The organism is Variovorax fucosicus (assembly GCF_030316825.1).
GTDB classification, from domain to species: domain Bacteria; phylum Pseudomonadota; class Gammaproteobacteria; order Burkholderiales; family Burkholderiaceae_C; genus Variovorax; species Variovorax fucosicus.
In genome coordinates this window covers 676,520-689,174 of sequence record NZ_JASZYU010000001.1, presented here as the reverse complement: position 1 = coordinate 689,174, position 12,655 = coordinate 676,520, and the positions used below count along the sequence as shown (strand labels likewise).

11 protein-coding genes are annotated in these 12,655 nt (G+C 66.8%); 6 read left to right on the top strand and 5 right to left on the bottom strand.

Annotated features, from left to right (window positions below):
* Positions 1 to 8 precede the first annotated feature (8 nt).
* The 5 genes from QTI05_RS03235 to QTI05_RS03215 all read right to left on the bottom strand — a co-directional run bounded on the left by QTI05_RS03235 (position 9) and on the right by QTI05_RS03215 (position 5,233).
* Positions 9 to 644 (bottom strand): L-threonylcarbamoyladenylate synthase, encoded by a 636-nt coding sequence (locus tag QTI05_RS03235; RefSeq protein WP_286622881.1) that lies wholly within the window; start codon positions 642 to 644, stop codon positions 9 to 11.
* A 34-nt stretch (positions 645 to 678) separates the two neighbouring features.
* Positions 679 to 1,608, bottom strand: a complete 930-nt coding sequence (locus tag QTI05_RS03230; protein WP_286622880.1) for a DMT family transporter — start codon at positions 1,606 to 1,608, stop codon at positions 679 to 681.
* The gene (locus QTI05_RS03225; protein ID WP_286542053.1) at positions 1,605 to 2,459 is read right to left on the bottom strand and encodes a 3',5'-nucleoside bisphosphate phosphatase; all 855 of its coding nucleotides are present in this window, start codon (positions 2,457 to 2,459) and stop codon (positions 1,605 to 1,607) included. Before QTI05_RS03225 ends, QTI05_RS03230 begins: the two co-directional genes overlap by 4 nt.
* A gap of 100 nt (positions 2,460 to 2,559) precedes the next feature.
* Positions 2,560 to 3,573 carry a transporter gene (locus QTI05_RS03220; protein ID WP_286543545.1) on the bottom strand — a complete coding sequence of 338 codons (1,014 nt, stop codon included), beginning with the start codon at positions 3,571 to 3,573 and terminating at the stop codon, positions 2,560 to 2,562.
* 28 nt (positions 3,574 to 3,601) lie between these two features.
* Entirely contained in the window at positions 3,602 to 5,233 is a 1,632-nt protein-coding gene (locus tag QTI05_RS03215) for an inorganic phosphate transporter (RefSeq protein WP_286542054.1), read from the bottom strand.
* Between the two features lie 139 nt (positions 5,234 to 5,372).
* On the opposite strand from QTI05_RS03215, the gene ppk2 reads away from it, so the two are divergent.
* The 6 genes from ppk2 (at position 5,373) to urtD (ending at position 12,588) form a co-directional block, all read left to right on the top strand.
* A complete protein-coding gene (gene ppk2, locus QTI05_RS03210; protein ID WP_286543547.1) occupies positions 5,373 to 6,287 on the top strand; it encodes a polyphosphate kinase 2 in 915 nt (304 codons plus the stop codon).
* Between the two features lie 69 nt (positions 6,288 to 6,356).
* Positions 6,357 to 7,412 carry an extracellular catalytic domain type 1 short-chain-length polyhydroxyalkanoate depolymerase gene (locus tag QTI05_RS03205; protein WP_286542055.1) on the top strand — a complete coding sequence of 352 codons (1,056 nt, stop codon included), beginning with the start codon at positions 6,357 to 6,359 and terminating at the stop codon, positions 7,410 to 7,412.
* Between the two features lie 112 nt (positions 7,413 to 7,524).
* A complete protein-coding gene (gene urtA, locus QTI05_RS03200; RefSeq protein ID WP_286542056.1) occupies positions 7,525 to 8,793 on the top strand; it encodes an urea ABC transporter substrate-binding protein in 1,269 nt (422 codons plus the stop codon).
* 152 nt (positions 8,794 to 8,945) lie between these two features.
* Positions 8,946 to 10,496, top strand: coding sequence for an urea ABC transporter permease subunit UrtB (gene urtB, locus QTI05_RS03195; protein WP_286623346.1), 1,551 nt, complete (start codon positions 8,946 to 8,948; stop codon positions 10,494 to 10,496).
* Positions 10,493 to 11,716: an urea ABC transporter permease subunit UrtC gene (gene urtC, locus QTI05_RS03190; RefSeq protein ID WP_286622879.1), complete on the top strand. Its 1,224-nt coding sequence runs from the start codon at positions 10,493 to 10,495 to the stop codon at positions 11,714 to 11,716. Before urtB ends, urtC begins: the two co-directional genes overlap by 4 nt.
* A complete protein-coding gene (urtD, locus tag QTI05_RS03185; RefSeq protein ID WP_286542058.1) occupies positions 11,713 to 12,588 on the top strand; it encodes an urea ABC transporter ATP-binding protein UrtD in 876 nt (291 codons plus the stop codon). The genes urtC and urtD overlap by 4 nt, the downstream gene beginning before the upstream one ends.
* Positions 12,589 to 12,655 lie beyond the last annotated feature (67 nt).

Below are 12,655 nucleotides of genomic sequence, written 5' to 3'. Positions count from 1 at the left end.
CAGACCGGTCAGAGGCCCAATACGGCGAGCGGACCGCGCCCGCGCCGCACCAGCACCGGCTCGTCGCCGGCGCCCATCGGCGTGAGGTCGACCACGGTGGTCGGCTCGGACGGGCAGGCACCGGCGTCGATCACGGCGCCGATCTGCTTTTCGAAGCGGTCTCGGATCGCCTGCGCGTCGTTCATCGGCTCGGTTTCGCCGGGCGGGATCAGCGTGGTGGCCAGCAACGGTTCGCCGTGCAGCGCCAGCAGGTCGCACAGAACCCTGCAGTCGGGCACGCGCAGGCCGATGGTCTTGCGCTGCGGATGGCTCACGCGGCGCGGCACTTCCTTGGTGGCTTCGAGCAGAAAGGTGTAGGGGCCGGGCGTGGCGGCCTTGAGCAGCCGGTACTGCTTGTTGTCGACGCGCGCGTAGTTGGCCAGCTCGCTCAGGTCGCGGCACAGCAGCGTGAGGTGGTGCTTGTCGTCGACCTGGCGGATGCGGCGCAGCTTGTCGACCGCGTCCTTGTCGTCGAGGTGGCAGACCAGCGCGTAGCTGGAGTCGGTCGGCACCGCGACGATCTCGCCGCGCGCGAGCAGGGCGGCCGCCTGCTTCAGCAGGCGCTGCTGCGGGTTGTCGGGATGGACTTCGAAAAATTGAGCCATGGGATTTCCGGATTTTCCAGGACGGGGGGAGAGCTCATGTCTCCGCGGGTTCAATCGGAACGCGGCGCTCGCGCACCGTGAGCCATGCGCCGGCCGCACCGCACACGGCGATCATGCCCATGCCGATCAGCGACACCTGATCCGGTATGTGCGAGAACATGAACCAGCCGCCGAGCATGGCAAACGCGATCTGCGAGTAGAGATAGGGCGTGAGCGTCGAGGCCGGCGCACGCTGGTAGGCCAGGATCAGCATGAAGTGGCCGACGGTGCCCATCAGGCCCATCAGGCACAGCAGCGCCCACCACTGCCATCCCGGCAGCGCCGACCACACGAACGGCAGCGCGCACGAGGCGATCAGCGTGCCGACCCAGCCGGTGTAGAAGTGCATGGTCAGCGGGTTTTCGGTCTGGGCGAGCTTGCTGGTGAGCACCTGGAACCAAGCATTGGTGATCACCAGCCCGATCGGCAGCAGGATGGCCCAGCTGTAGCTGCTGCCGCCGGGCCGCAGGATCACCAGCGTGCCGACAAAGCCGCCGCTGACCAGCGTCCAGCGCAGCACCGACACGTGCTCCTTGAGCGTGGTGGCGGCCAGCAGCGTCACCACCAGCGGCGCGATCAGCACGATGGCGGTGAACTCGGCCAGGGGCATGTACTGCAGGCTGAGGAATGCCAGCACGCTGGTCACCAGCAGCAGCGCGCCGCGCAGCACGTGGTAGCGCGGGTGTGCGGTGCGCAGCAGCGAGGTGCCGTACAGCGGCAGCAGCACCGCGGTGGTGGCGACGGCCTGGAATGCATACCGGAACCACACGCCCATGAGGATCGGCACGGCAGTGACCGAAATCTTGGTGGCGGTGTCCAGTGTCGCGAAGCAGGCCACGGCCAACAGCACGAGGCCGATGCCCGCGAGGATGCGTTCCGACGCGATGTCCCGCGTGCTCTTCACTGCGCCGGGTACGGCACTCACCGGATTCTGTCTTCGAGCAGTTCCCAAACCGGCGTGAGCTTGCCGGGCAGCAAGGGGAGCTTGCCGAGATCCATGTGACTTTCGTCGGGGCTGTGGAAGTCGCTGCCGCGCGAGGCCGCAAAGTCGAACTCGAGGGCCTTGTCGGCGTACTCGATGTACTCGGCCGGTGCGTGGCTGCCGGTGACGACCTCGATGGCGCGGCCACCGTGCGCCTTGAACTCGAGGAACAGCGCGTACTCCTCGTTGGCCGTGAACTTGTAGCGGCCTGGGTGCGCGATCACCGCGATGCCCTTGGCGTCGGTGATCCAGTGCACCGCGTCCTTCAGCGAGGCCCAGCGGTGCGGCACATAGCCGGGCTTGCCCTCGGTGAGGTACTTGCGGAAGACCTCGTGCGTGTCCTTGCAGGCGCCGCTCTCGACCAGGAAGCGCGCGAAATGCGTGCGCGAGATCAGCTCGGGGTTGCCGACGAACCTGAGCGCGCCTTCGTAAGCGCCGTGGATACCGACCTTGGCCAGCCCTTCGGACATTTCCTGCGCGCGCGCGCCGCGGCCGCCGCGCGTCTTGAGCAGGCCCTGCTTCATGCCCGCGTCGTCGGGGTCGAAACCGAGGCCGACGATGTGCACGGTTTCGTTGGCGAAGGTGACCGAGATTTCAGTGCCCGTGAGGTACTTCATGCCGTTGGCATGGGCCGCCGCAGCGGCGCGGTGCTGGCCGCCGATTTCGTCGTGGTCGGTCAGCGCCCAGAGCTCTACGCCGTTGCCGGCCGCGCGCTCGGCCAGCGCCTCGGGCGTCAGCGTACCGTCGGACACCACGGAGTGGCAGTGAAGATCGGCGTTGAGAATGGATGGCACCCAACCATTCTATTTCGGATCGATTCGGCTTGCAGGGCGCATGGAGACTGCGCAAGACGCTATCAAAAGCGTAGCAGCAAAGCGCCGGCCTGCGGCGCGCTCAGCGCTTCTTGCGGAACGCCACCCAGGCGGCGACGGCGGTGAAGCTCGCGATGATGGCCACCACGATCCAGAACCCGTGCCGGTGCTCGGCCAGCGGAATGCCACCCACGTTCATGCCGAAAAGGCCGGCCAGGATGTTGATCGGCAGCGCCAGCACCGTCACCACGGTCAGCACGAACAGGCTGCGGTTGTTGTCCTCGTTGACGTTGGCCGCGATCTCTTCCTGCAGCAGCTTGATGCGCTCCTGCAGCGCCTGCATGTCGCGCAGCACCAGCGAGAACTCTTCGGTCGAGCCGCGCAGTTCGTCCGCGTCGGCCCCAGCCATCCAGCCCGGCGGCTGCTGCAGCAGGCGGAACAGCGCTGCCGGCTCCGGCGCGAGCAGGCGCTGCAGCCGCACCAGCAGCCGCCGCAGCGCGCCGAGCCGGGCGCGCTTGTGGTCGAGCCGGCCGGCCAGCAGTTCGTCTTCGATGCGGTCGATGCGTGCCGTCACGTCGCGCACGATCGCCACCAGCACGTCGGCTTGGGCGCGCAGCAGGTGTTCGAGCAGTTCGGTGCTGGAGCGCGGCGCGTCGCCGGCCTTCACGGCGGTGCGCAGCGCGTCGACCGAGCGCAGCGGCTTGGTGCGCGCGGTGACCACCAGGCGCGGGCCGACGCTGATCCACAGGGTCGAGATGTCCGACGGCTCGAAACCGAATTCGAAGTGCAGGTCGTTGATCACTGCGATCAGCGAATCGTCGGCGCGCTCGATGCGGGTCGAGTGCAGGCCGTCGCGCAGCGTTTCGTAGAAGGTGTCGGAAAGCTGTGCATGCCGCACCAGCCAGCGCTCGGCCTGTGCGTGGCTGAGGTTGAAGTGCAGCCACAGGTAGGCGCCGGCCGGTGCTTCCCCGGCAGTCGCCAGCCAGGCCGCGGCCTGTGCCGATTCGACCGCGCGCGCCGGCTCGGCGGCACCTGCATCGAACAGATAGCCGCAGATCAGGCCGGCTTCGTCGCCGCCATAGGAGCCGGCGGCCATTTCGGGGGAGAGCGGCAAGATGAGCGAATCAGAACAACCGGGTGAACAGCCAGTAGAGCGAGCCCGACAGCAGCATCGCCACCGGCAGCGTCAGCACCCAGGCCATCGCCAGGCTGCGCAGCGTGTTCCATTGCAGGCCCGAGCGGTTCGCGGCCATGGTGCCGGCCACCCCGGACGAGAGCACGTGCGTGGTGGACACCGGGAGCCCGTAGATGTCGGCCGCGCCGATGGTCAGCATGGCGACCAGCTCGGCCGAGGCGCCCTGCGCGTAGGTGAGGTGGGTCTTGCCGATTTTCTCGCCCACGGTGACCACGATGCGCTTCCAGCCGATCATGGTGCCGAGGCCCAGCGCGATCGCCACGGCGACCTTCACCCAGAGCGGGATGAAGCGCGTGGCGTCATCGAGTTCCTTGCGGAACGCTCCGACCTTGGCCTTGGCATCGTCGTCGAAGCGCACGGCCGCACTCTTGTCGAGCAGGCGAATGGCTTCCGAGCTCAGGTACATGTCATTGCGCACGTTGGCCACGGCATCGGCCGGCAGCGCCGCCAGCGAACCGTGCTGGCGCACCTGGGCGCCGATGCTGCCGGCGAGCGCGGCAACCGCCGGCACCACGGCAGGGGCGTATTCGCGGGTGCGCAGGTAGGTCGACAGTGTCTCGCGCGCGGCAGGCGCAGTGGCCGCCGGCAGGGAGGTGGGCACGCTGCGGTTCAACGCGCCCTGCGCCAGCTCGGCCACCGCCACGAACTGGATCGTCTTGTCGGCCGGCATGGCGCGGTTCAGCGCGTATGCCATCGGCACCGTACCGACCAGGATCAGCATGATCAGGCCCATGCCCTTTTGCCCGTCGTTGGAGCCGTGCGCGAACGAGACGCCGGTGCAGGTCAGCACCAGCAGGCCGCGGATCCACCAGGGCGGCGGCGCGTTGCCGCGCGGCTCTTCGTACAGCGCACGGTTCTTGACAAGCGCCCGCAGTGCCAGCAGCAGCAGCGCCGCGCAGCCGAAGCCAACCATCGGCGACAGCAGCAGCGACCAGCCGACCTTGGTGGCCTGGGCCCAGTCGACTCCGCTGGTGCCGTCGCGCCCGTGCATCAGCGCGTTGGCGATGCCGACGCCGATGATCGAGCCGATCAGCGTATGCGACGACGACGCCGGAAGACCGAGCCACCAGGTGCCGAGGTTCCAGAGGATGGCTGCGATCAGCAGGGCGAACACCATCGCGAAACCCGCGCCCGAGCCGACCTGAAGGATGAGTTCCACCGGCAGCAGTGAAATGATGCCGAAAGCCACCGCGCCGCTCGACACCAGCACGCCGAGGAAGTTGAAGACGCCCGACCACACCACCGCAACGTTGGGCGGCAGGGAGTGCGTGTAGATCACGGTGGCCACGGCGTTGGCCGTGTCGTGAAATCCGTTCACGAACTCGAAGCCCAGCGCGATCAGCAGCGCCACGCCCAGCAGGATGTAGGGCACGTAGGTGGTCATCGGCGCGCCCGAGGCGCTCACGTCGTCGACCAGACTCCACGCGGTGTAGAGCAGGCCTGCGGCGAGCAGCCCGACGAACACGACCAGCGTGACCGGGCTGGGCCTGGCGTCGAGAGCCGGGCGACTCGGAGCGGGCAGGTTGGCGGGCAGGGGGGTGTTGTCGGCGAGCGTGGACATGGTGCGACAGCGTAGTGAGAACACCATCTTCCCCGTGCCATGTGTCAGTGCCATGACGGCGGGTCGGGCTTGTCACGCAACAGTCACGCGGGGGCGGCAGCATGCCGGGCTTGTTCCTCTTCCTTCAAAGCCTCCCATGATGTTGCCCAGCGCCGTGCACGACCACGAAGACCTCATGCAGCGCATCGCGCGCGACCTGATCGACAGCTACGACGAGGAGCTGGAGCTTGAGATCGAAGACCGCAACGTCGACGAAGCCGGCGCGCCGGTCGGCGTCGACAAGGCCGCACGGCAGGCCTACTTCAAGGAACTGTTCCGCCTGCAGGGCGAACTGGTCAAGCTGCAGGACTGGGTGCAGCACAGCAAGCAGAAGGTGGTGATCCTGTTCGAAGGCCGCGACGCGGCCGGCAAGGGCGGCGTCATCAAGCGCATCACGCAGCGGCTCAACCCGCGGGTGGCCCGCGTGGCCGCGCTGCCGGCGCCGAACGACCGCGAGCGCACGCAGTGGTACTTCCAGCGCTACGTGGCGCACCTGCCGGCCGCCGGCGAGATGGTGCTGTTCGACCGCAGCTGGTACAACCGCGCCGGTGTCGAGCGCGTCATGGGTTTCTGCAGCGATGCCGAGTACGAGGAGTTCTTCCGCTCGGCGCCCGAATTCGAGCGCATGCTGGTGCGCTCGGGCATCACGCTCATCAAGTACTGGTTCTCCATCACCGACGAAGAGCAGCACATGCGCTTTCTCGGGCGCATCCACGACCCGTTGAAGCAGTGGAAGCTGAGCCCGATGGATCTGGAAAGCCGCCGCCGCTGGGAGGAGTACACCAAGGCCAAGGAAATCATGCTCGAGCGCACCCACATCGCGGAAGCGCCCTGGTGGGTGGTGCAGGCGGTCGACAAGAAGAAGGCGCGGCTCAACTGCATCACGCACCTGCTGGGACAACTGCCCTACCAGGAGGTGCCGCACGCGCCGGTGGTACTGCCGCCGCGCGTGCGCAACGCCGACTACCTGCGCCAGCCGGTGCCCACCACGATGTACGTGCCCGAGCTGTACTGAACGCCGGCAAGCGCCCTTGCGGCGCGGAAGCTGCTACCGTGTGGGTCGCCTACCCACACCGACCGCACCATGGCCCGCCGCTCGCCCACCTCCGCGCTCACGCGCGCCTACCAGCGCAGCCTGAAGGCGCTCACCAAAGCCGCACTCGGCAACAGCCGGCGCGTGGCGAAGCAGGTGACGCAAAAGGTGAGACGCGCTGCAGCGCAACAGCGCAAGCCGCCGCCCGGCGCCGGCGACTGGATCAGCGGCATGGCGCTCGGCCCCGGCGGTGCGCGCGGCTATCACCTCTACCGCCCTCCGGGCCTTGAACTTAAACGCGGCGAAAAGTTGCCGATGTTGGTGATGCTGCACGGCTGCGGCCAGACCGGCCGCGACTTCGCCGCCAGCACGCGCATGAACCGCATCGCCGCACGCGAACGCTTCCTGGTGCTGTATCCGGAGCAGGACCGGGTGCACCACCCCCAAGGCTGCTGGAACTGGTACCAGACACGCTCCGGCAAGGCCGACCGCGAGGCCGCCACGCTGATCGCGGCGGTCGACCAGGTCAACCTGTTGTATCCGGTCGACCGTGAACGCATCGCCGTGGCGGGCCTCTCGGCCGGCGCCGGCATGGCCGCCCTGCTGGCCTCGCGCTACCCCAACCGCTTCAGGGCGGTGGCCGTGCATTCGGGCGTGGCGCCGGGCGCGGCGCAATCGACCGCGAGCGCGCTCGGTGCCATGCACGGGCACCGCGTGCCGGTGATGCCGGCCACCGCGGTGGGCAAGGCGCTCGGCGCGGCGGCGGTCGGCACCACGCTGCCGCCAATGCTGGTGCTGCACGGCGACGCCGATACCGTCGTGGCCGCCAGCAACGCCGCCAACACTGCCGTGGTGTGGGCCGCCGCCACCGGTGCACGGCCGGGCCCGGAACGCGTGCTGCAGCGCGGCAAACGCCATCCGATGCGCGTGACGGACTTCAAGCGCGCCGGCCGCATCTACGTCACCCTGTGCCAGGTGGCCAGACTCGGCCATGCCTGGAGCGGCGGCGCGGCGAGCCTGCCCTTCAGCGATGCGGCCGGGCCGGACGCGTCGAAGCTGGTCTGGGCGTTCGTGGCGCGGCAGTTCAGGCAGCCCGCCGCGGCCTAGCGCCCGTACGCCACCCGGCGTATTCCTTGCGGCCGGTGTCATCCGCAAACTCCGTGCATCGTCAGCGAAGGCGCTGTCGAACGAAATCAACTACCACCGGAGAAGGATGCACATGCAACGTCGTTTCACACTCAAGGCGCTCACCGCCAGCGTCGCGCTCGCCGCCCTCGGTAGCGCACCCGCGTTCGCCGCCGACACCATCAAGGTCGGCGTGCTGCACTCGCTGTCGGGCACGATGGCGATCTCCGAAACCGTGTTGAAAGACACGGTGCTGATGGCCATCGAGGACATCAACAAGAAGGGCGGCGTGATGGGCAAGCAGCTTGAGCCCGTGATCGTCGACCCGGCCTCCAACTGGCCGCTGTTCGCCGAGAAGACCAAGCAGCTGCTGGGCCAGGACAAGGTTTCGGTGATCTTCGGCTGCTGGACCTCGGTGTCGCGCAAGTCGGTGCTGCCGGTGGTCGAGGAAATGAACGGCCTGCTGTTCTACCCGGTGCAGTACGAGGGTGAAGAACTCTCCAAGAACGTGTTCTACACGGGTGCGGCGCCGAACCAGCAAGCCATTCCCGCGGTCGACTACCTGATGAGCAAGGAAGGCGGCGGCGCCAAGCGCTGGGTGCTGCTCGGCACCGACTACGTCTACCCCCGCACCACCAACAAGATCCTGCGCGCCTACCTGAAGAGCAAGGGCGTGAAGGAATCCGACATCGACGAAAAGTACACGCCGTTCGGCCACAGCGACTATCAAACCATCGTTGCCGACGTCAAGAAGTTCTCGGCCGGCGGCAAGACGGCGGTGGTGTCGACCATCAACGGCGACTCCAACGTGCCCTTCTACAAGGAACTCGGCAATGCCGGCCTGAAGGCCAAGGACGTGCCGGTCGTCGCCTTCTCGGTGGGCGAAGAAGAGCTGCGCGGCGTGGACACCAAGCCGCTGGTGGGCCACCTGGCCGCATGGAACTACTTCATGTCGATCAAGAACCCGACCAACACCGCCTTCATCAAGCAATGGAGCGAGTACGCCAAGGCCAAGAAGATCGCCGGCCACATGGACAAGCCGCTGACCAACGACCCGATGGAAGCCACCTGGATCGGCATCCACATGTGGAAGCAGGCCGTCGAGAAGGCCAAGAGCACCGACACCGACAAGGTGATCGCCGCCATGGCCGGCCAGACCTTCACCGCGCCGTCGGGCATCGTCTCGAAGATGGACGAGAAGAACCATCACCTGCACAAGAGCGTGTTCATCGGCGAAATCAAGGCCGACGGCCAGTTCAACGTGGTCTGGAAGACGCCGGGCCCGGTCAAGGCCAAGCCGTGGAGCCCGTACATCGAAGGCAACGACAAAAAGCCGGACCAACCCGCGGGCAAGTCGATGTAAGAAGCTCCGTCCGACGCGCCATCGGGCGCATCCGCGGAGCCACTGGCCCGTTCCTTGCTGCACTCCTGCTGCAAGGGCGGGCCACTTTTTTGGACAGAACCATGCAAACCAGAGTCATGTTTCGGCGCTTTTTTCATGCCGCGGCGGCCTCGATGCTGCTCGTGGCGGCTTCGGCCCATGCACTGACGGCCGAGGAGGCCAAGGCCATCGCGTCGGGCGACACCGAGGCGCGCGTCGCCGCCCTCAACAAGGCGGTTGCCACCGCCGACGACAAGACCTCCGCGTTCATTCAGGCCATGGCCGACGACGCGGTCAAGTTCACCGAAGACAAGGTCTTCGTGATGAAGGACGACAAGGGCTACGACCCGGTCACCGGCGCCCAACTGAAGGTGCCCGACACCGCCGAAGACGTGGTCAACAACAACATGATGCGCGGCGCCTTCGATGCCGCGCAGTCGGTGCTCAAGCTGGTCAACAGCAAGGACGAGGCGGTGCGCCTCGCGGCCGCGAACGCGCTGCTGAAGGATCCGGACGAGTCCCGCATTCCGATGGTCGAGAAAGCCCTGTCGGTCGAGACCAACGCCAACATCAAGGCCAAGCTCGAACTGGTGCGCGCCGCGTCGCTGCTCAACAGCACCGACAAGGCCAAGCGCATCATGGCCGCCGGCGTGCTGGCCGAGAGCAAGAGCCCCGACACCAAGCTGCTGCTGAACGAGCGCCTGACCGAAGAGACCGAACCCGACGTCAAGGCCGCACTGCAGAAAGCCATCGCGGGCATCGACGGCGCGCTGGTCTGGGGCGACCGCATCAACGCCGTGTTCAGCGGCATCAGCCTCGGCTCGGTGCTGCTGCTCGCCGCGCTGGGGCTGGCCATCACCTACGGGCTGATGGGCGTGATCAACATGGCGCACGGCGAACTCATGATGATCGGCGCCTACGCCACCTACGTGATGCAGGGCCTGTTCCAGAAGTACCTGCCGGAGTCGGCGTTCGGCCTCTACCTGGTCGCCGCGATTCCGGTCGCGTTCCTCGCGTCGGCGCTGGTCGGCGCGGTTCTGGAACGCGGTGTGATCCGTTTCCTCTATGGACGGCCGCTCGAGACGCTGCTGGCCACCTGGGGTATCAGCCTGATGCTGCAGCAGCTGGTGCGCTCGCTGTTCGGCGCGCAGAACGTCGGCGTCGAGAACCCGGGCTGGATGAGCGGCGGCTTCACCATGCTGAGCAACGTCACGCTGCCCTGGAACCGCATCTGCATCATCATCTTCGCGGTGCTGGTGCTGCTGGCGATGGGCTGGCTGATCGGCCGCACGCGGCTCGGGCTGTTCGTGCGCGGCGTCACGCAGAACCGGCCGATCGCATCCTGCATGGGCGTGAACACGGCGCGCGTCGACACCTACGCCTTCGCGCTCGGTTCGGGCATCGCCGGCCTCGCGGGCTGCGCGCTGAGCCAGATCGGGAACGTCGGCCCCGACCTCGGCCAGAGCTACATCGTCGACTCGTTCATGGTGGTGGTGATGGGCGGCGTCGGCCAGCTCGCCGGCACCGTCTACGCGGCCATGGGCCTGGGCATTCTCAACAAGTTCATCGAAGGCTGGGCCGGCGCGGTGCTCGCGAAGATCGCCGTGCTCATCTTCATCATCATCTTCATCCAGAAGCGGCCGCAAGGCATCTTCGCGATGAAGGGCCGGAGCGCAGAGGCATGAGCAAGGTTGTTCTTCCCTCCAAGGGCCCGCTGCTGAGCGGCAAGGGCTGGACGGCGTTTTTCGTGGCGCTGATCGTGGTGTGCGCGCTGGCGCCGATGCTCAACCTCATGGTGCCGCACGACAGTGCGTTCTACATGAGCGACTACGCGGTGGCGCTGGTCGGCAAGATCATGTGCTACGCCATCTGCGCGCTGGCGATGGACCTGATCTGGGGCTACACCGGCATCCTGTCGCTCGGCCACGGCATGTTCTTCGCGCTCGGCGGCTACATGATGGGGATGTACCTCATGCGCCAGATCGGCCGCGACGGCAACTACAAGAGCGACCTGCCGGACTTCATGGTGTTCCTCGACTGGAAGACCTTGCCATGGCACTGGACCTTTTCCGGCAGCTTCGTGATGACGCTGATCCTGATCGTCGCGGTGCCCGGCATCATCGCCTTCGTGTTCGGCTTCTTCGCTTTCCGCTCGCGCATCAAGGGCGTGTACTTCTCGATCATCACGCAGGCCATGACCTTCGCGGCGATGCTGCTGTTCTTTCGCAACGAAACCGGCTTCGGCGGCAACAACGGCTTTACCGATTTCAAGCGCATCCTCGGCATCCCGATCGCGACGCAGAGCATGCGCATGACGCTGTTCGTGATGACCGGCCTGACGCTGCTCGGTTTCTTCCTGTTCGCCAAGTGGCTGATCGGCAGCAAGTTCGGGCGCGTGCTGCAGGCCATCCGCGATGCCGAAACGCGCGTCATGTTCTCCGGCTACAACCCGCTGCCCTACAAGCTCACGATCTGGGTCATCTCGGCCATCATGTGCGGCGTGGCCGGTGCCTTGTACGTGCCGCAGGTCGGCATCATCAACCCCGGCGAGATGAGCGCGGCGAATTCGATCGAGATCGCGATCTGGGCGGCCGTCGGCGGCCGCGCCACGCTGATCGGGCCGATCATCGGCGCCTTCATCGTCAACGGCGCGAAGAGCTGGCTCACCGTGGCCTACCCCGAGTACTGGCTGTACTTCCTCGGCGCATTGTTCATCGCCGTCACGCTGTTCCTGCCCGACGGCATCGTCGGCCTGGTGCGCAAGTGGCTGGGCCGCGCCAAGGGTGGCGGCAAGGAATTGAGCGAAGGGCGGCGCGAGGCACAGCGTTCGCTGGCCGCGTCCGAAGGCGTCGAGCCAAGCGCGCTCGCGCCGCTGGCGGCAGAACCGAAGGGAGCGCGCGCATGACACCCGACCTGATGGAAGAAGGCGCGCAACGCGTCGCCCGCCACAGCGGCATCGATCCGGGTGGCAACACCGAGTCGGGTGGCCGCGCCGCCGGCTTCGGCCGCCACGCCACGCCGGGCGAGGTCGATGTCACGCACGGCCGCATCCTGTACCTCGAAGACGTGAGCGTGAGCTTCGACGGCTTCAAGGCGATCAACAAGCTGAGCCTGGACATCGCACCCGGCGAGCTGCGCTGCATCATCGGCCCCAACGGCGCCGGCAAGACCACGATGATGGACATCATCACCGGCAAGACGAGGCCCGATTCGGGCACCGTTTATTTCGGCAGCACCATCGACCTGCTGCGCCACAAGGAGGCCGACATCGCGCAGCTCGGCATAGGCCGCAAGTTCCAGAAGCCGACCGTGTTCGAGCAACTGACCGTGTTCGAGAACCTCGAACTCGCGCTGAAGACCAACAAGGGCGTGAAGCACTCGATGCTGTTCAGGCTCGACTCGGCGCAGAGCGACCGTCTGGCCGAGATCATCGAAACCATCCACCTGGCCGACAGCGTGACGCGCATGGCCGGCAACCTGAGCCATGGCCAGAAGCAATGGCTCGAGATCGGCATGCTGCTGATGCAGGACCCGAAGCTGCTGCTGCTCGACGAGCCCGTGGCCGGCATGACCGACGAGGAAACTGCGCGCACCGCCGAGCTGTTTCTCACGCTCAAGGGCAAGCATTCGCTGATGGTGGTGGAGCACGACATGAGCTTCATCAAGACCATCTCGGAGATCGTCACCGTGCTGTGCGACGGCTCGGTGCTGGCGCAGGGCACGCTCGACGAGGTGCAGGCGGACGAACGCGTGATCGAGGTGTACCTTGGTCGTTGATCAATTTTTCGCGAAACACCGCGGAACCGGCTTTGCCGGGCCGCTGGTGTTGCCCCCGGTAGGGGGG

What these genes read in the sequence shown, in the direction of transcription:
- QTI05_RS03235 (WP_286622881.1), bottom strand. Translation starts at nt 644, where the DNA reads ATGGCTCAATTTTTCGAAGTCCATCCCGACAACCCGCAGCAGCGCCTG.
- QTI05_RS03220 (WP_286543545.1), bottom strand. Translation starts at nt 3,573, where the DNA reads ATGGCCGCCGGCTCCTATGGCGGCGACGAAGCCGGCCTGATCTGCGGC.
- QTI05_RS03215 (WP_286542054.1), bottom strand. Translation starts at nt 5,233, where the DNA reads ATGTCCACGCTCGCCGACAACACCCCCCTGCCCGCCAACCTGCCCGCT.
- ppk2 (WP_286543547.1), top strand. Translation starts at nt 5,373, where the DNA reads ATGTTGCCCAGCGCCGTGCACGACCACGAAGACCTCATGCAGCGCATC.
- QTI05_RS03205 (WP_286542055.1), top strand. Translation starts at nt 6,357, where the DNA reads ATGGCCCGCCGCTCGCCCACCTCCGCGCTCACGCGCGCCTACCAGCGC.
- urtA (WP_286542056.1), top strand. Translation starts at nt 7,525, where the DNA reads ATGCAACGTCGTTTCACACTCAAGGCGCTCACCGCCAGCGTCGCGCTC.
- urtB (WP_286623346.1), top strand. Translation starts at nt 8,946, where the DNA reads ATGCTGCTCGTGGCGGCTTCGGCCCATGCACTGACGGCCGAGGAGGCC.
- urtC (WP_286622879.1), top strand. Translation starts at nt 10,493, where the DNA reads ATGAGCAAGGTTGTTCTTCCCTCCAAGGGCCCGCTGCTGAGCGGCAAG.
- urtD (WP_286542058.1), top strand. Translation starts at nt 11,713, where the DNA reads ATGACACCCGACCTGATGGAAGAAGGCGCGCAACGCGTCGCCCGCCAC.